The 17,674-nt window shown below is 72.7% G+C and carries 11 protein-coding genes; 4 read left to right on the top strand and 7 right to left on the bottom strand.

What is annotated here, in order from left to right:
- Nucleotides 1-100: 100 nt before the first annotated feature.
- Nucleotides 101-3,922 carry a DEAD/DEAH box helicase gene (locus IT293_14930; GenBank protein ID MCC6765950.1) on the bottom strand — a complete coding sequence of 1,274 codons (3,822 nt, stop codon included), beginning with the start codon at nt 3,920-3,922 and terminating at the stop codon, nt 101-103.
- 690 nt (nt 3,923-4,612) lie between these two features.
- On the opposite strand from IT293_14930, the gene IT293_14925 reads away from it, so the two are divergent.
- The gene (locus tag IT293_14925) at nt 4,613-6,232 is read left to right on the top strand and encodes a carboxylesterase family protein (protein MCC6765949.1); all 1,620 of its coding nucleotides are present in this window, start codon (nt 4,613-4,615) and stop codon (nt 6,230-6,232) included.
- 150 nt (nt 6,233-6,382) lie between these two features.
- Nucleotides 6,383-7,294, top strand: a complete 912-nt coding sequence (locus IT293_14920; protein ID MCC6765948.1) for an alpha/beta hydrolase — start codon at nt 6,383-6,385, stop codon at nt 7,292-7,294.
- Nucleotides 7,295-7,312: 18 nt separating this feature from the next.
- Here the strand turns inward: IT293_14920 and IT293_14915 are convergent, their stop codons facing one another.
- Nucleotides 7,313-7,564, bottom strand: coding sequence for a DUF2442 domain-containing protein (locus IT293_14915; protein MCC6765947.1), 252 nt, complete (start codon nt 7,562-7,564; stop codon nt 7,313-7,315).
- Between the two features lie 270 nt (nt 7,565-7,834).
- Here IT293_14915 and IT293_14910 point away from each other — a divergent pair, with 270 nt between their 5' ends.
- Nucleotides 7,835-9,691, top strand: coding sequence for a tetratricopeptide repeat protein (locus tag IT293_14910; protein ID MCC6765946.1), 1,857 nt, complete (start codon nt 7,835-7,837; stop codon nt 9,689-9,691).
- A 15-nt stretch (nt 9,692-9,706) separates the two neighbouring features.
- Here IT293_14910 and IT293_14905 read toward each other — a convergent pair whose 3' ends face one another.
- The 4 genes from IT293_14905 to IT293_14890 all read right to left on the bottom strand — a co-directional run bounded on the left by IT293_14905 (nt 9,707) and on the right by IT293_14890 (nt 13,987).
- Nucleotides 9,707-10,951, bottom strand: a complete 1,245-nt coding sequence (locus IT293_14905) for an MFS transporter (protein ID MCC6765945.1) — start codon at nt 10,949-10,951, stop codon at nt 9,707-9,709.
- Between the two features lie 31 nt (nt 10,952-10,982).
- Nucleotides 10,983-11,531: an NUDIX hydrolase gene (locus tag IT293_14900; protein MCC6765944.1), complete on the bottom strand. Its 549-nt coding sequence runs from the start codon at nt 11,529-11,531 to the stop codon at nt 10,983-10,985.
- Nucleotides 11,528-12,529: a hypothetical protein gene (locus IT293_14895; protein ID MCC6765943.1), complete on the bottom strand. Its 1,002-nt coding sequence runs from the start codon at nt 12,527-12,529 to the stop codon at nt 11,528-11,530. Before IT293_14895 ends, IT293_14900 begins: the two co-directional genes overlap by 4 nt.
- 189 nt (nt 12,530-12,718) lie before the next feature.
- Complete coding sequence (locus tag IT293_14890) at nt 12,719-13,987, bottom strand: hypothetical protein (GenBank protein MCC6765942.1); 1,269 nt, start codon at nt 13,985-13,987, stop codon at nt 12,719-12,721.
- A 1,298-nt stretch (nt 13,988-15,285) separates the two neighbouring features.
- Here IT293_14890 and IT293_14885 point away from each other — a divergent pair.
- Complete coding sequence (locus tag IT293_14885) at nt 15,286-16,101, top strand: SDR family oxidoreductase (GenBank protein MCC6765941.1); 816 nt, start codon at nt 15,286-15,288, stop codon at nt 16,099-16,101.
- Nucleotides 16,102-16,159: 58 nt separating this feature from the next.
- On the opposite strand, the gene IT293_14880 is transcribed toward IT293_14885, so the two are convergent.
- Nucleotides 16,160-17,566: a hypothetical protein gene (locus IT293_14880; protein MCC6765940.1), complete on the bottom strand. Its 1,407-nt coding sequence runs from the start codon at nt 17,564-17,566 to the stop codon at nt 16,160-16,162.
- Between the last annotated feature and the right edge of the window lie 108 nt (nt 17,567-17,674).

The raw sequence follows: 17,674 nt of genomic DNA, 5'->3' as shown, positions 1-17,674 counted from the left end.
TCGACTGAGGTGGGGGATCGCATCCGACACGGCGCCGCGATCCTCCCGCACCCTGCCAAAGGGCCCCGTGCGCCGTCAATTGGTTTCCGCGATTCTCGGGTCACTCCTCCAACAGGAACTGGAGGGCGTCGCGGTCGAGCGCGCGCGCGAAGCCGTCCTCGCCGAGGAGCTCGCGCGAGAGGGCGGCCTTGCGCTGCTGGAGCTCCCAGATCTTCTCCTCGATCGTGCCGCGGACGAGCAGGCGGTAGGCGATCACGGTCTGATCCTGGCCGATCCGGTGCGAGCGGTCGATCGCCTGCGCCTCGACCGCGGGATTCCACCACGGGTCGAAGAGCACGACGTAGCTCGCGGCGGTGAGGTTCAGCCCCGTACCGCCCGCCTTCAGCGACACCAGGAAGACGCACGGCTCCGGATCGTTCTGGAAGGCGGCGACCACCTGCTCGCGCCTCTGGGTCTGGCCGCTCAGGAAGTGCTGCTTCACGCCCCGCGCCGCGAGCGCCGGCTGGAGGAGCTTCAGCAGGCTCACGAACTGCGAGAACACGAGGACCTTGTGCCCCTCGGCGAGGAGCGGCTCCAGGAGCTCGACGAGCGCCTCGACCTTTCCCGACCCGAGGCCGGGGTCGCCGCCCGCGAGCGCCGGATGGCAGCAGATCTGCCGGAGCCGCGTGAGCGCGGCGAGCACGGTGATCTTGTTGCGCTCGACGCCGCCCGGCGCCGCCGCGAGCGCCTCGACGAGCGCGCGGCTGCGGCGGAGCTCGGCGAGATAGAGATGGCGCTGCCCCTTGGTGAGCTCGCAGTCGCGCCGCTCCTCGATGCGCGGCGGCAGATCCGGCGCGACCGCGCGCTTGGTGCGTCGCAGCAACATCGGACGGAGCTTCGCGGAGAGGAGCGTGCGCGCGTACGGCGGCGCCTCGGGACCGTCGTAGCGTTCGCCGAACGCGGTGCGGTTCCCGAGGTAGCCCGGATTCACGAAGGACGCGATGCTCCAGAGGTCGAGCGCGCGGTTCTCGAGCGGCGTGCCGGTGAGCGCGAGGCGATGGCGGGCGCGGAGCGCGGTCGCGGCGCGCGTCACCGCGGCGCTCGGATTCTTGATGTTCTGCGCCTCGTCGAGGATCACCGCGCGGAGATCGATCGCGCGCCAGCGCTCCGCGTCGCGCCGCAGGAGCGCGTAGTTCGTGACGACGAGGTCGTGGTCGGCGATCGCGTTCCACGCGGCGTGTCGGCCCTCGCCGCTCGTCAGCAGCAGCACGCGCAGCGACGGCGCGAAACGCTCGGCCTCGCGCGCCCAGTTGTGGACGACCGACGCCGGGCAGGCGACCAGGCTCGGCCCGCCGAGCGGGTCCAGGCGCCGGAGATGCGTGAGCCACGCGAGCGCCTGCACGGTCTTCCCGAGCCCCATGTCGTCGGCGAGGATCGCGCCGACGCCGAGGGACGACGCGTGCGCGAGGAAGTCGAATCCGGCCTGCTGGTACGGACGGAGCTCGCCTGTGAACTCGGACGGCGGCGTGACGGTCGGCAGGCCGGTGAAGCCCGCCACTCGCTCCCGCAACGTCCGCGCCGCAGCGAGCGTCTCGGCGTCGGTGCCGAGCCGCTCGAGGCTCGCAAGCGACTCGGGATCGGCGCCCGCGAGCTGCCACACCGTCACCTGCTGCGGCTCGTCGCCGAGCTCGAGACCGAGGTCGGCAAGCAGCGTGCTCATCTCGTCGAAGCTCGCGGTCACGTCGCGGCGCACCCAGCCCGAGTCGAGCTTCACGAAACGGGTCATCGCGGCGCGGAGCTTCGCCAGGTCGGCGTCGGAAAGCTCGCGACCCTCCGCTTCCCACGCCGCCGATACCTTGAACCAGTCGACGCCGCTCGCCTCGATGCGGACGCGCGGCGCGACGCGCTGGGCCCCGGCGAGGAGGCGCCGCGCGCGCTCGGAACCGTACCAATCGACGCCCGGCGGCCGCATCTCCCACACGTCGGCGAAGCGCTCCATCCGGCGCCGGCCGCAGAAGATCCACCAGCCGCGCTCGCGCGCGTCGTCGGGGGGCGCGACGCCTCCGGGGCCGCGGCGCGCGCCCGCGGCCGCGCCGGTCTCCTCGAGCCAGGCCACGAGCGGCGCGACGTCCTCGCCGCGCGGGACGTCGAGCCAGACCTCGATCGGCGCCGGCGGGCCGTCGCTCGGCGCATCGGCCGCGTGGTCCGCCGCGGCGGCGCCCGGCGGCGCGGCATCGGGCTGGAACGCCGCGAGGCCGTCGATCCCGACGCCGCCCGGCAGCGCGCTCCGCGGGCAGCGCGCCCAGCGCCCCTCGGGAAGGTACTCGAACGCGACGTCCGCCGCGTCGGCGGCAGCGGCGCGCGCGAACACGCGGAGCTGGATCCAGTCGTCGGCGCGGAGATCGAGCGCGACGATCGGCGTGACCGCGTGCGTCCGCGTGTGCGCGACGAGCGACGCTTCGAGGTGCGGGAAGCTCGTCGCGAGGAGCCCGAGCGTCTCGGCGCGCGACTCCTCGGGAAGCGGCAGACCGCCCGAGGCCGCGAAGAGCTCGACGACCGACTCGGGCGGCTCCTCGCCGACGACCCAGAAGGCGCCGTCGGCGAGCACGAGGCTCACACGGCCCGACGGCGACCAGCCGCCGGGATCGCGCAGATAGACGGCGTCCTCGCGGCGGTGCTCGCGCCCGTCGGGCCAGACGAAGCGGAGATCGACCCACACCTCGCCCTCGCGCGTGACCGAGGCCGGCAGATAGCGTACGAGGTCGCCGCCGAGCCGGACGGGGTCGCCGGCGCGCACGCCGGCCGCCGCCGCGAGCCCGGGCTCGATGTCGTCGCGCCAGGCGACGAAGGGCAGGCTCGTCACCCGCTCGAGGAGGCGCGCCAGCAACGCCGGCGCGATGCCGGTCTGCCCGGCGTAGTAGTCGTGCCGGCCCCCGACGTTGTGGTCGCAGAGCCAGTCGAGCGCCGCGGCCTGGTCGGCCGGCAGCACGCCCGGCGTCCGATGCACCTGCGTCCGGAGCTGGACGAGCTGCATCAGCGAGCGCGGCTCGTCGTTCATCTGCGTGCTCGTGACGCGCGCCTCGACGGTAACCGTCGGGCCGACGCCGGGGCGGTCGACGAGGCCGAACAGGAGCCGCAAGCTGCGCGGCGTGACGGCGGCGCGCCGCCGCGCCCACGACGCGAGCTCTTCCAGCAGCTCGGCGCGTGCCCGCTCGGCGTGGCGCGCAGCCAGGTCGGGACGATCGCGGTAGGGCCCGAGCTCGCGCGGCAGCCAACCCTCGGCACGCGTCTGGATCTCCTGCGCGAGCCGCCAGCACATGAGGTCCGGATCCTCTTCTTCGAGGATCTCGGGAAACGGCGGCAGGTAGCCCGAGAGCCCGCGCGCCGGACCGCCCGCGAGCAGCCGCTCGAGCGCGTGCTCGCGCTGCCATCCCGGCGGCGCCGCGCGCAGGCGCTCGAGCGTGGACGAAGGCGCCGACGCCGAGCGCGCCGACGACGACGTGCGCGCCGCGGCCTCGCGGCGCCGCTCGCCGCCGGCTCCTCCCGACGCGATCGGTACGACCGCGCCATCCTTCGGAACGAGGCCGGCGGGCAGGAATTGCGCCAGGCGCGGATCGACGAAGCCGTGCTCCTCGTGCGCCGCGGCGAGCAGGCAGCACGCGAGCGCGTAGGCGTGCTTGCAGTAGGGTCCGACCGGACACGAGCACGCCGGCCGGCTCGCGTCGAGGCGCCCCCACGACCACGCCGCGTCGTAGAGCCGCGAGCCGTGCACCTTGGCGCGTACGGCATCGTCCTCGAAGATCAGTCGTCCGACGCGGCCGCTCCGGGCGTACTCCTGGCCGCGATGCCGCACCATCGGCGGGAACGCGCGCAGCTTCGCGACCACCCCGCGCAGCGCATCGACCGGGGGCCTGCCGCCGTCATCCTCCACCGGACGCGCCATGACAGGCCAGGCTGCCGGTCGGCGCCCCGTGTTGCAAGTCGGCGGCGCACGGGTGGCGCCTCGGTTCGATCATGCAGCAGAGCCTCGGTCTGTCGCAAGCCGCCTGCGTTCGGTGTCGGCGGTGGGTGGGTCCAGGATAGTGCCTACGGTCGCCGGGGTCCTGCCACCCGGCGCGTACAGCTCGCCGGTGCCGCCCTGGCCTGCGCACAACGCGAGCTGCCGCTCCCCGGCACCATCCTGGACCCACCCACCGCCGAAGCGTCGCAGCACGGCCCGAGCGACCAGCGCGCCGACTCGCCGTGCCGCATCCGACGGCGGCACGAAGATGCCCGCACGAAGAATCACGAAGAATGAGGTCTGCTGCGGCAGACGGGTGGGTCGGGGCGGACCTCGGGGAGCCGCAGCTCGCGTCGTGCACAAGACAGAGAAGCACCGGCGGGTCGTACGCGCCGGGTGGCAGGACCCCGGCGACCGTAGAGGCCCGCCTCGACCCGCCCACCTGCGGCCACCGCTTCCGCATCACTCCGCCTTGCGAGAATTGCACTGAGACACTTCGGCGCACGGTCGCTCGTTTCGCCCGAGATTTCGCTTGCCGATCCCGAGGCGCTTCGCCTACGGTGTGACGACTTCGCCGATCCGATGCGCCCGCGACACGTTGCCGCGCCTCGCGTCACAAAGGGAGAGCCCACCATGAACTTCGTTCGGTATCCTCGCATGCTGCGGCTCGCCGTGCTGACGATCGCCATCGCGGCCGCGGCGCCCGTCGCCGCGCGCGCCCAGGGCATCCAGACCGGCACGTCGATCACGCTCGCCGACGGCCCGGTGCAGGGCCACGTCAACGGCGCGGCGCGCGAGTTCCTGGGGATTCCCTATGCGGCGCCCCCGGTCGGCGTGCTCCGGTGGCGGCCGCCGGTGCCGAACGCGCCCTGGGTCGGCGCGCTCGACGCGTCGTCGTATCCGCCCGCCTGCGCCCAGCTGGATTCGCTCACGAGCGACGGCAGCGACAGCGAGGACTGTCTGTACCTGAACGTCTGGACGCCGGATCCGGCGCCCGCCGAGCCGCTGCCGGTCATGGTGTGGATCCACGGCGGCGGCGACGTCGCGGGCGCCTCGGGCAACTTCGTCCCGTTCCCACCCTACGAAAGCTACCGCCTGTACGACGCGCACAATCTCGCCGGCGACCGCAACGTCGTCGTCGTGAGCATGAACTACCGACTCGGCGTGTTCGGGTTCTTCGGACACGCGGCGCTGGCAGGCGAGGATCCCGGGTACCCGTACACGGGGAACCAGGGGCTCCTCGACCAACGGCTCGCGCTCGAGTGGGTGCGCGACAACATCCTCGCCTTCGGCGGCGATCCCGCGAACGTGACGATCTTCGGCGAGTCGGCCGGCGCGTGGAACGTGTGCGCGCACGTCGCGTCGCCGACGTCGCGCGGGCTCTTCCACCGCGCGATCAGCGAGAGCGGCGGCTGTACGGCGGGCATCGCGACGGCCGCCGAGAGCGCGACCCGCGCCGACGGCATCACGGCGGCGGTCGGATGCGACGGCGCGCTCGACGTCCTGGCGTGCCTGCGGGCCGCTCCGGTCGCCGCGCTGCTCGACGCCTTCGGGAACGTCGAGCTCGCCGGGACGCCGATCTCGATCGACGGCGCGTTCCTTCCCGCGCACCCGCGGACGCTCTTCGACACCGGCGCCTTCTCCCACGTGCCGTACATGCTCGGGTTCAACTCGGACGAAGGGACCCTGTTCTTCATCGGCTCCACGCCGATCGCGACCCCCGCCGAGTACACCGCCGCCCTCACCGCCCGCTACGGCGCGCTCGCGCCGCAGGTCGAGGCCGTCTACCCCGTCACGAGCTTCCCGACGCCGCAGGACGCGTTCGTCCGCGTCGTCGGCGACGCCACGCTCGTCTGCCCGACGATCGACGTCGCGCGGCGCGTGTCGGCGGCGAAGAATCCGCGCACCTACGTCTACAACTTCGCGCGCGTCATTCCGCTGCCGTTCGTGAACATCCTCGACCTCGGCGCGTTCCACGGCGCCGAGATCCCGTACGTCTTCAACTCCGTCCCGGCTCCGAACTTCTTCGATGCCCAGCTCGGCAGCCGCATGCAGGAGTACTGGACGAGCTTCGCCCGCAAGGGCCGCAATCCGGGCGCCACCAAGAGCGCGGCGTGGCCGCGCTTCAAGGAGCGCCCCTGGCCGATGCTGCGCTTCGACGCCCCCGAGATCGCGAACGGCATCAAGCGCATCAAGCAATTCCGGCGGACCGAGTGCGAGTTCTGGTCCGGCGTCTACGACGCGATGCCGTAGGACGCGGGCGCGCGCTCGGCCGTCGGCCGCCGAACGCGGAACACACTCGCCGCCGGCGCTGATCCGACGCCCGAGCGGACGCATCGCCGCACGCAACGGTTGTCGTCGCCGCTTGCATGACCGTTCGATCTCTCCCATGTATCGCCGACCATGCGCGCGCCGATCGAAGCCTCCGTGTCCGTGAACGGCGTCTCCCTCACCTATTTCGAGTGGGGCCGCGGCGCCGCGGGCGATCCCTTGGTGCTCGTGCACGCGACGGGCTTCCACGCGCGCTGCTGGGATCAGGTCGTGAGGCAGGTCGGGCGCCGGCTCGGACGACGGCGGGTGATCGCGATCGACCAGCGCGGCCACGGGCGGAGCGACAAGGTCGACGCCATCCGCTGGCGCGAATTCGGCCATGACGTCGCGGAGATCGCGCGCCGACTCGACCTGCGCGACGTCGTCGGGGTCGGCCACTCGGCGGGCGGGCACGCGATGGTCGAGGCCGCGGCGCTCGAGCCGGCCCGCTTTCGACGCCTCGTGCTCGTCGACCCGACGATCCTGGCGCCCGAGCACTACGCCGCGCGCGGGGCGGCCGGAGACGGCGCCTGGATCCGGGTCGCCGCGGCCACCCATCCCGCCGTGAAGCGGCGCCGCCACTTCACCTCGATCGACGAGATGATCGAGCGCCTGCGCGAACGACCCTCGTTCGCGAGCTTCACGGCGGCGGCGCTCCGCGACTACTGCACGTGGGGCCTCGTACCGAGCGTCGATCCGCCCGGCTTCGAGCTCGCCTGCTCGCCGGAGATGGAAGGCGCCGTCTACAGCGGCGCGTTCGGCAACCCGGGAATCCACGAGCACGTCTGCGCCCTCGACCTGCCCGTCACGCTGCTCCGCGCGATGGAGCCGCGCACGCCCGCCGACCTCGCCGACTTCCGCTACTCGCCGACGTGGCCCGCCCTCGCGTCGCAGCTCCGCCGCGCCCGCGACGTGCACCGCTCCGACCGGACGCACTTCATGCCGATGGAGGACCCGGCGCTGGTCGCGTCGGTGATCGCGGAGGCCGAAGCGCAGGGCGGCTGAGGAGCGCCGCGCGACTCGTCACGCCGCTTCGGTAGAGGTCGCCCGCGCGTAGGGGGTTTCCGGGGCCACGTCGGCACCGTTCGGGCACGACACGGTCCCGGCCTCGACCACGAAACGCCGGAAGTACTCGACGTCCTTCAGCGGCTCGAAGATCGGCCTCTGGATCCAGCGCGAGAAGTCGATCGTACGCTGGACGCCGTCGTTGAAGAGCACGTGGATCTTGTACTCACCGCGGTGCTCGGCCCGTACGACGACGGGGAGGAAGGTCATGCGCGATCTTCATTCCAAAGGTGCGATCTTGTCCAGACCCAAACCTGCCTTCATCCGCTGCCAGGACGATACCAAAGAAGGACGAAACCACGGGCGCGATCGCACGACCGTGAGCGCGCGCCGTTCGAGGGACAAGAAGTCCGAGTAGGCCTTGTGTGAGAATCATAGAACGATACGCCGCGAGGTTTCGTTGCTTCGTTGGCACCACACCCAAGAGCGTGCCCAGCGCGCCTGGCGTCCCGCTGCGGTTTCCTCCAAGCTCCGGCGCCGATGCCGCGTCCCGCCGAGCGCTTGCTGCCGCTGCTCATCGTCGGCGGCGTGCTGATCGCGTACGCCAACGCGCTCCGCACGCCGTTCCTCTTCGACGACGCCGGCATCCTCGAGAATCCCGCGCTGCACGAGTTCTCGTGGGCGACCGTGCGCGGAACGTCGCGGCCGCTCGTCCAGCTCTCCTTCGCGCTCGACTGGGCGCTCGGCGGCGCGAACCCGGTCGGCTACCACGTGGTGAACGTCGCCGTGCACTGTCTCGCGGCGCTCGCGCTCTATGGCGTGGCGGCGCGGACGCTCGGCGCGACGGCGATGGCGCTCGCGATCGCGCTCGTGTGGGCGGTGCACCCGCTCCAGACCGAGAGCGTCACCTACGTCGTACAGCGCGCGGAGTCGCTGACGGGGCTCCTCTTCCTCGTGACGCTCTACGGGGTGATCCGGGGCGCGGTGTCGGCGCGTCCGGCGCCATGGTACGGCGCCGCGGTCGCGGCGTGCGCGCTCGGAATGCTCTGCAAGCCGGTCATGGTGACGGCGCCGCTCGTCGTCCTCCTCTACGACCGCACGTTCCTCGCCGGCTCGTGGCGCGCGGCGTGGCGGCACCGGCGCCGGCTCTACCTCGGACTCGCCGCGACCTGGGGCATCCTGCTGCTCCTCCTCGTCGGCCAGGAGCACGAGTCGGCGGCGACGGCGGGCTTCGCGATGCGGGACGTGTCGCTCGCCGAGTTCGCGCGGAGCCAGCCGGGCGTGGTCCTCCGCTATCTCCGGCTCGTCGTCGCGCCGCGCGGGCTCGTGCTCGACTACGGGTGGCCGCCGGCGAAGGGGCTCGCGGTCGTCGCGCCGACCCTGGCGCTCGCCGCCGGCATCGGAGGAATCCTCTACGCGCTTCGCGGCCGGCCGCGCCCCCGCTTCCTCGTTCTCGCGTTCCTCCTCGTCCTGGCGCCGAGCTCGAGCGTGATCCCGATCCGCGATCTCGCCTTCGAGCACCGCATGTACCTGCCGCTCGCGCCGCTCGTGGCGCTGCTCGTCCTCGGCGCCTGGACGGCGATCCGACGCGCGCGGCTCGGGCGCATCCGCGAACGCCGGGTCGCGACCGCCGCCGTCGCGATCGTCGTCGTCGCGCTCGTCGCGCTCACCATCGGCCGCAACCACGACTACCGGAGCCCGCACGCGATGTGGACCGACGTCGCCGCGAAACGCCCCGCGAACCCGCGGGCGTGGAGCAACCTCGCGCAGGCATGCCTCGCCGAGGGACGCGTCGACGACGCGGCGGCGGCGGCGCGGCGTGCGCTCGCCGTCGACCCGTCCTACGCCGAGGCGCACGTCCACCTCGGCCGTGCGCTCGCCGACCGCGGCGCGCGGAGCGAGGCGATGGCGCACTACGCCGAGGCGATCCGCTTGAAGCCGACCTCCGCCGACGCGCACAACAACTGGGGCGCGACGCTCGCCGACGAGAAGCGCTTCGCCGAGGCCGAGCCGTACTACCGCGAGGCGCTCCGCCTCCGGCCGGGCTACGCGGAGGCGATGAACAACCTCGCGGTCGCGGTCATGCAGCGCGGAGCGTGGGACGAGGCGACGGCGCTCTATGCCGAGGCCATGCGGCTCTCGCCCGGCTACGCCGAGCCGCACAGCAACCTCGGCAACCTCCGGATCCGGCAGGGGCGTGCCGCCGAGGCGATCGCCGAGTACGAGCGCGCGCTCGCGCTCCGTCCCGACTACGCGGAGGTCCACTTCAACCTGGCCCTCGCGCTGGCGCAGCAGGGGCGCGGCGCCGAAGCGCGCGCGCACGCGGCGGAGGCGGTTCGCCTGCGACCCGACCTCACCGCGCTCGCGCGGCAGGCGGGTCTCTCCGAAGCGCGCTGAAGCCGCGGCGCCGGTTCAGACCGTCGGCACGCGGCGCAGCACCCACGCGCCCGCGAGCAGCATGGCGAGGAGCGCGCCGATCGCCGCCCTGTAGGCGAGCGCGCCGGTGTCCTCGAGCGCGTACACGACGACGCCCCAGACGAGCGGTCCGGTGATGGCGGCGAACCGGCCGACCATGCCGTACACGCCGTAGAGCTCGCCGAGCGCGTCGGGCGGCGAGAGCCGGAACATGAGGACGCGATCGGCGGCCCAGGTGGCGCCGAGCGCCGTGCCGGTGATCGGCCCGACGAGCCAGAGCGCGCCCTTGCCGGGCGCCCCGAGCGCGACCGAGAGCCCGACGGCCCAGCACGCGAGCGCCCCATGGAGCGCGCGTTTGGCCCCGACGCGGTCGATGAGCGGACCCGCGCCGAACGCACCGACGATCGCGAAGACCGTCGAGAGCGCGAGGAGGCGCGTCACCTCGGCGCTCGCGAAGCCGCCGACCTTGGTCACGTAGACGGCCATGAAGAGGATCACCGTGTTGACGGCATCGGTGTAGAGGAAGTGCGCGGCGAGGAACCGGCCGAGCGCGGGCATCCGCGGCACGCGCCGGAGCGTCGCCGCGACCCGCACGAACGTCTCGCCCGCGAGCCCGCGGCGCCAGAGGGGTCCTCCGGGTCCGTCCGGCACCATCAGGAGACACGGCAGCGCGAAGGCGAGGAAGATGGCGGCCGTCGTCGGGAACGCCGCCGCCTTCCCCCAGTGCTCCGCGACCGGCGACACGCTGTAGAGGCTGAAGATCGAACCGCCGTACCCGAGCGCGATGCCGAAGCCCGAGGCGCGACCGCGGTTCGTTTCGTCGGACACGTTGGCGAGGAGCGCATCGTAGAAGACGAGCGCCGCCTGGTAGAAGAAGGTCGCGATCGCGAAGAGGCCGAGCACGAGCCACGCCGGCTTTCCGAAGCCCATGAGCGCCGTCGCGCCGACGCAGAGGAGCGTCGTCGCAGCGAGAAACGGAATGCGGCGGCCCGAGCAGTCCGAGAGCGCGCCGAGCAGCGGCGCCGCGAGCGCCACCAGCACCATCGCGCCGCTGTAGGCGACGCTCACGTCGAGGTCGCGGCCGCCGAGATCCTCGACGATCAGGAGGGGCACGTAGCGCGAGACGACGTTCAGCGAGAAGGTCGTGTTCGCGAGATCGTAGAGCGCCCAGGCGAAGAGGGCGCCGAAGCGGTTCGGCCCCGCGCCCGCACCAGCCGCGCCATCGCGGGGCGCGGCGGTCATCCGACGCCGCCCGCCCGCGCCCCGGGCGCCGTCACCGGACGGCGCCCGCCAGCACCTCGAGCGCCACGGCGCGGAACTGCCCCCAGCGCCGCCACGTCCCGGCGAGATTCCGGAGCTCGCGCGCGGCGCGCTCGAGGCCGACGACGTCGCGCTCGTCCCAGCCGCTGATCTTCTCGTCGGGGTCGTTCACCTTGAGCGTGCCGCCGATCTCGCGGAGCAGGAACATGTACGAGCGGAAGGGCGCCTTCCCCGCGACGGCGCTGTGGTCGATCACCGCGACGAGCCGCTCGATCTCGACGTCGAGGTTGCTCTCCTCGTGGACCTCGCGCAGCAGCGCGTGCTCGACGTCCTCGCCCTCCTTGATGCCGCCGGTCGGCAGGCGGAACGTGCCGGGCGGGTAGAAGGCTTTCGTCTGGAGGAGGATGCCGCCGCTCGGCCGACGGATCGCCATCGCGACCTCGCTCCGCCGGCCGCCGCCGCCGCGCAGCGGCGCGAAGTCGCCGCTCGCGAGCACCGCCTCGACGTGCGGGAACTTGCCGTACCGCTTCCGGAGCCAGCCGAGGTCGTGCCGCGAGCTCATGCCGGGCGCGCCACCCGCGCGACCGCGTCGGCGACGAGGCCCGCGAGCGCGTCGGCGTCGCGGTCGCCCATGCCGGGAATCTTGCACCCGGCCGCCGCAGCGTGGCCGCCGCCGCCGAAGGTCTCCGCGACGCGCGAGAGATCCACCTGCGAGGCGGGCGAGCGGCGGAAGCTCACGCCCGCGCTCTTCGTGTCGTAGAGCGCGACCACGGCGTTCGGCGTCGCCTTCCCCCACTGGTCGCCGATCTCGCTCGGATAGCCGACGCACCAGGCGGCGATCACCGTGACGTCGCCGACGCGGCGCTCGCGGCGCGTCTTCCCGGCGAGCGCGTGCGTCGCCGCGACCTCGGCCGTCACCCGCGCCTCCGCCTCGCGCATGCGCGGGGTCGGGCTCACCTCGGCGTCGATCGCGAGGAGCTCCTCGTAGGCGGTCGCGTCATGCATCGCGCCGACGGTGAGCGCGAGCTCGCGCGATCCCGCGAGCGCGTGGATCCAGCGGTCGTTGTCGTCGGCGAGCGCCACGAGCTTCTCGAGGCCGAGGAACGCGGCCGCGTGCTCGCCGCGCCTGCTCGGGGTCCCGCCTTCCGCCGCGAGTCGGCCCTTCAAGTGCTCGTAGACCAGCCGCGAGGCCGCATACGTGTCCTCAACCACCATCGTCGCGAACGGCACGTCGATCGCGCCGCGCTTCAAGCGCTCGATCGCGGTGCGGTGATGGTCGATCCAGCGGATGCGGGTTCCCGCGGCGGCGAGCGTCCGGAGATGCGCGTCGGTCGCCGTCTGGTTCCAGCTGATGTCGGTGATCCAGAGCTCGTGCGTCCGGCCGGCGGGCGGCACGGGCACGCCCTGGATCGCCTCGTTGATCTCGGGGTTGTTGGCGAAGACCGGCACGATCTCGCTGCCGGCGTGGAAGCGCGCGACCGCGACGGCGGACGTCACGCCGTCGAGGCAGTGCGGTCCGTGGCTCACGACGTGGACGAGATCGGGCTGTGAAGTCGGCACGGGCGGGACGTCTAGCACCGGGCCCCAGCGAGGTACAGGTCGAGACGCTCGAACCGAACGTTCCCTTCCGTTCACGTGCCCGACGACATCTTCGCGGCGAAGCCGCCGAAGCGACTTTCGTTCAGAAACCGGCACACTCCGCCGATCCAGACCGTGCCCCTCACCGTCGCCGTCCGCGTCGCGCTCGTCTCAGTCCGACTTGCCCGTCAGCTGCGATCCGTCCGGCTTGATGATCGGCGCGCTGAACGACGCTTCCCAGCACGGGCCGCTCGGGCGGACCAGCTGTACCCGCACCGGCGGCGTGATGGCGAGGAGGTTCGGCATGGCGAGCAAGCCGCCCTTGCCCTTCACCGCGATCTTCGCCTTGCCGGGGGTGGCGCTCGATTTGAGCTGCATCTTCTCGATGCCGTTCGGCGTCCGCGCCTTGTTCTTGTAGGCGAAGGACGTCGGCTTCCCCGACCAGCAGGGCTTGCCGTCGCACGTGCCGCCGGGCGGGACCGCGGCGCTCGAGACGAGGCCACCGAAGTCGTAGATGCACATCTGGTAGCCGTTCGGGCCCGTCGGGTTGCCGAGCTCCGTCATGCTGGTCGCGGCGCCGCTGCCCCACGTCCACGACAATTGGTCTTTGGCGTCGTCGGCAGCGTTCTTGAGCTGCAGCTTCCCCTTCGCCGGCGCGGTCGACAGCTTGCAGCCGCCGACCGGGGCGGCTGCGCATCCCGGCGGCGACACGCTCAGCGTGAACGAGCCTGCCAAGCTGGCGAAGCCGTCGACGACCACGAAGTACGTCGTACCGGCCTCCACGTACGTCTCCACGGTGGACGCCTGCCCACACGGTGACGAGTCGTCGTTGCACGCGACCTGGGGACCCGTCTCGCAGAGCCCAGAGCGCACGTAGAGCACGGTGTCGTAGCCGCTGCCGCAGAGGCTCAGGCGCGCGAGCCCCGACACGGCCGGCGTCCATTGGAAGACTTGCTCAGGCGCCGCGCTGCCGCCGCAGGTTGCGTTCATCTGACTCGATCCGCTCGTCGTTCCCGGGAAGGTGCCGCCGGCCGCCGGAATGACGGTGGCCGCACTGCACGGCGTGCAACTGCCGGGCGGGACGTGCGTGCAGACCGCCGCGTCGTTGCAGACGTCGCTGGTGCACGGATCGCCGTCCGACGCGCAGGCCTGGCCGGCCTCGGCGACGCAATTCGCGGCGCAGCAGTCGCCGTTGACGTTGTTGCCGTCGTCACAATGCTCGCCCGGCGCGAGCACGCCGTCGCCGCACACGCCGGGAGCGGCCCCGAAGCACGCGGCACCCTCGGCGCCCGTGCGGAGCACCGGCGCCACCACGCTCCCGAAGCCCATCTCGACCGTCTGGACGAGGTGGCAGTAGCTCATCGTCTCGCCGACCGAGGGCGTAACCGGTCCGGCGTAGCAGCCGGGCTCGGTGTTGTAGCAGTGATCGAGCGGCGGCATGTAGCAGTGCGTATGCTGCGAGCCGAGGTTGTGGCCGGTCTCATGGGCGACGACGTTCACGTCCCATAGGTAGCCGACGGTCGGGAACGCCGCGTAGTAGCCGTCGAGGTTGCTGACGGCATAGCCGAAGCCCTCGTCGCAGAGCACGCTGCCGGGTCCGAGGTACGCGATGCCGCCGCCGCCGCCGAGGTTCGCGAGGAGGTGCGCCAGGTCGCGTGGGACGCCCACGCGGTTGGCCTGGTTCCAGGTGCGGTACGCGTTCAGCTGCGCGGAGGAGTCGACGCCGCCGAAGGGATCGGGTGCCGTCCAGATCACCAGCTGATCGATCAGCATCGCGACGTTCACGTCGCGCCGGTAGATTGCCGATACGGCGCCGACGACGCCGGCCGCGTATGCCGCCGCGGTCGTCGAGCTCGACCCGAACTCGTTCACGTAGAGGTCGTTCCCGACGTCGACGAGGATCTGCCCGGCGAGCGTCGGACCAGGCGGCAGAGCGGCGATCGGCGGGGCCGCCGCCGCACGGGCGCCGCCCGAGACGTCGAGCATTCCCGCCGGCGCGAGATGGTTCTTGCACACGTCACGCGCCGCTCCGGGAAGCGTCGTCGCCGGATCGACGAGCCGGTGCGCGCCGTCGACGGGGGCGATCATACTGACGACGCGTTGGCCGGCGCGCACGGTCGCCGCCACGCGCGCCCCGCCGGTGATGCTGAGCACCAGGGTTCGTGACGGGTCCGTGGCATCCGTGCCCTCGTACACGACGACGTCGGGACGGCCGATCGGCTGCTCGCGCACGCCGTCGAACTCGACGATGCGGGCGTCCGCGGTGAAGACCTCGACCGGCGCCACGTCGAAGGACGCGGTCACGCCACCGACGAGCGGGACGCCGGTCACCACGACCGCACGCGGCCGGCTCGCGAGGTCGCGGGCCACGGCTCCGTCGACACGCACCGCGCCGGGGTCACGAACCCTGGCACCGGCATCGACCGAGAAGAGCCGCTCGGCGCGTGCCGAGCCGGCCGTCAGTAGCAAGAGTACTATCGCCGCGACCCGAAAAGCCATTGCATGGTCCTCTCTCGAGAAGATCGAATGGCGTTAATTCAAGCGGAAGGACGGCGTCAACGATTTTGTGTAGCCGATTTTGTGTAGCCGCGCCGCGCACTCCCGTCTGTGCCGCTTCGAGACACGTCGGCACCCGACGCGGCTGAACAGCGCCCGGGGCAGTGATCGCCGTCCCGACCGCTTGGACGCGCCCGGACGCTGCGCTACGTCGAACGCTCCAGAGCAATGAAGGGGGCGCCATGAAGCTCAAGACCAAAGTGGCTCTCGTCACGGGTGCCGGCTCCGGGCTCGGCCGGGAGATCGCGCTCGCCTTCGCGCGCGAGGGCGCGGCCGTCGGCGTCAACGACATCCGGCCCGAGTACGCCGAGGCGGTCGTCCGCGAAATCGAGGCGCTCGGCGGCGAGGCGGCCGCCCTCCCCTGCGACGTCGCCGACAGCCGCGCCGTGCACAAGATGTTCGCCGCCCACATGGGGGCCTTCCAGAACCTCGACGTGCTCGTGAACAACGCCGGTACCGCCTTCATGGAAGAGCACGTGAAGCGCAACAGCGAGAAGATGCTCGAGCAGGTGCTGACGACCGGCAAGAGCGCCATGTCGCTCGAGGCGACGAAGACCATGGAGGACGGTCACTGGCGCCGCACCCTCGCGATCCACCTCGACGGCACGTTCTACTGCACCCGCGAGGCCCTCAAGATCATGGAGGTCAACCGCCGCGGCTGCATCATCAACATGGCGTCGATCGCGGGGCTGACGGGCATCGCGGGGGCGCCCGACTACTCCGCCGCCAAGGCGGGCATCCTCGGCTTCACGAAGTCGGTCGCGCGCGAGGTGATCGGCGCCGGCGTGCGCGTGAACGCGATCGCGCCCGGCTACGTCGAGACGCCGCTCCTCGACGTCATGACGCCGGCGATGCGGCAGATGGTCGTGGCCCAGACGCCGGCCGGTCGGCTCGGCACGCCCGCCGAGATCGCCGCGACCGCCGTGTTCCTCGCCTCCGATGACGCCAGCTACTTCGTCGGCCAGGCGCTCTCGCCGAACGGCGGCATCTTCATGTAGTCCGCTGCGGGCGCGGCGGGCCGGTGAAGAGCGGCGCCGGCGCCGGGAGCGCGAACGGTCACGCGCCCAGAGGGTCGATCGGCAGGATGGGCGCCGTCGCGCGCTCGACGAGCGCCGCCGCCGCGAGGCAGCGGTCGTCGCGATAGCGCGTCGCGATCAGCTGCACGGCCTGCGGCAGCCCCTCGGCAACGCCGACCGGTACGACCGCAGCGGGGAGGCCGAGGAGATTGCACGTCGTCACGAGCCGCATGCCGCGCATGATCGCCGCCATCGCATCCGCGGCGAGATCGGAGTCGGGCGCGAAGGGCAGCACGCAGGCCACCGGGCCGAGCACGACGTCGAAACGGTCGAGGAAGAGCGCCCACTCGCGCGCCACCCGCGTCCGACGCGCCAGGCCCTCCATGTAGCCCGCGAGGTCCACCTCGGGGAACCCGGCGATCAGGTGCTCGATCACCGTGAGCGCGTCGGGCGCGAGAAGCGTCCGCGCGAACGGCAGCACCATCGTCCGGGTCTCCGCCGAGAGGAGCGTTCCCCAGAGCTCGTGCGCCTCGCCGAGCGCGGGCGGCTCGACCGTCTCGACCGGGCACCCCGCGGCGGCGAGGATATCGGCCGCGCGGGCGACGCCGGCGGCGATCGCCGGGTCGCAGCCGAGCCCGCCGGGATCGGTCGTGCCGGCGACGCGCAGCGGCCCCGCAGCGGGGCGCGGCGCCGGCGCCGTCACCGACCAGGGATCGCGCGGATCGGCGCCGGCGAGCACCTCGAAGGCGAGCGCGACGTCGGCGACAGTGCGCGCCATCGGACCGTCGGTCATCATCAGACGGAACGCGAGCGGCACCTCGATCGGCACCGTCGTGTCGTAGTGCGGAACGCGCCCCAGCGTCGGACGGAGCGCGACCGTGCCGCAGCACTGCGACGGCCACCGCACCGAGCCGCCGATGTCGTTGCCGATCCCGAGCGGGCTCATGCCGGTCGCGAGCGCCGCCGCCTCGCCGCCGCTCGAGCCGCCCGGCGTGCGGCGCGGGCTCCAGGGATTGCGCGTCGTCCCGTGGAGCGAGCTCGCGGTGTGCCAGCGGAGCCCGAGGTCCGGCATGTTGGTGCGCGCGAAGGGAATCGCGCCCGCGGAGCGCAGACGCGCGACGAGCGGCGCGTCCCCGGCCGGCCGGTCCTCGGCGAAGACCGGCATCCCCGCCGTCGTCGCCGACCCCGCGACGTCGACGTTCACCTTGACCGTGACGGGCACGCCGTGGAGCGGACCGAGCGCGTCGCCGCGCGCGACCGCCGCGTCGGCCGCGTCGGCGGCTGCGAGCGCCTCGTCGGCGCGCACCTCGGTGATCGCGTTCACGACCGGATTCACCGCCGCGACGCGCGCGAGGTGCGCCGCGACCACCTCCCGGCTCGACACCGCGCTCGACCGGATCAGCGCGGCGAGCTCGCCGGCGCCGCGCCGCCACAAGGGGACCGTCATGGAGCGCTGCCGTACTGAAGCGGGCGGGACGCGTCAACATGACCCGCCGTTCGTTTTGACAAGGCCTGCGCACGCGGGCTACCGGGTAAGCGCGTTGCGGCAGCGCCT

The sequence above is a fragment of the Deltaproteobacteria bacterium genome, assembly GCA_020848745.1.
Lineage (GTDB): Bacteria > Desulfobacterota > Binatia > UTPRO1 > UTPRO1 > UTPRO1.
The sequence above is the reverse complement of the archived record's forward strand: the minus strand, read 5'-3'. Positions and strand labels throughout refer to the sequence as shown.

Coding starts and splice junctions, on each gene's coding strand:
- IT293_14930 (MCC6765950.1), bottom strand. CDS start 3,922: ATGGCGCGTCCGGTGGAGGATGACGGCGGCAGGCCCCCGGTCGATGCG.
- IT293_14925 (MCC6765949.1), top strand. CDS start 4,613: ATGAACTTCGTTCGGTATCCTCGCATGCTGCGGCTCGCCGTGCTGACG.
- IT293_14920 (MCC6765948.1), top strand. CDS start 6,383: ATGCGCGCGCCGATCGAAGCCTCCGTGTCCGTGAACGGCGTCTCCCTC.
- IT293_14915 (MCC6765947.1), bottom strand. CDS start 7,564: ATGACCTTCCTCCCCGTCGTCGTACGGGCCGAGCACCGCGGTGAGTAC.
- IT293_14910 (MCC6765946.1), top strand. CDS start 7,835: ATGCCGCGTCCCGCCGAGCGCTTGCTGCCGCTGCTCATCGTCGGCGGC.
- IT293_14905 (MCC6765945.1), bottom strand. CDS start 10,951: ATGACCGCCGCGCCCCGCGATGGCGCGGCTGGTGCGGGCGCGGGGCCG.
- IT293_14900 (MCC6765944.1), bottom strand. CDS start 11,531: ATGAGCTCGCGGCACGACCTCGGCTGGCTCCGGAAGCGGTACGGCAAG.
- IT293_14890 (MCC6765942.1), bottom strand. CDS start 13,987: ATGCCGCCGCTCGATCACTGCTACAACACCGAGCCCGGCTGCTACGCC.
- IT293_14885 (MCC6765941.1), top strand. CDS start 15,286: ATGAAGCTCAAGACCAAAGTGGCTCTCGTCACGGGTGCCGGCTCCGGG.
- IT293_14880 (MCC6765940.1), bottom strand. CDS start 17,566: ATGACGGTCCCCTTGTGGCGGCGCGGCGCCGGCGAGCTCGCCGCGCTG.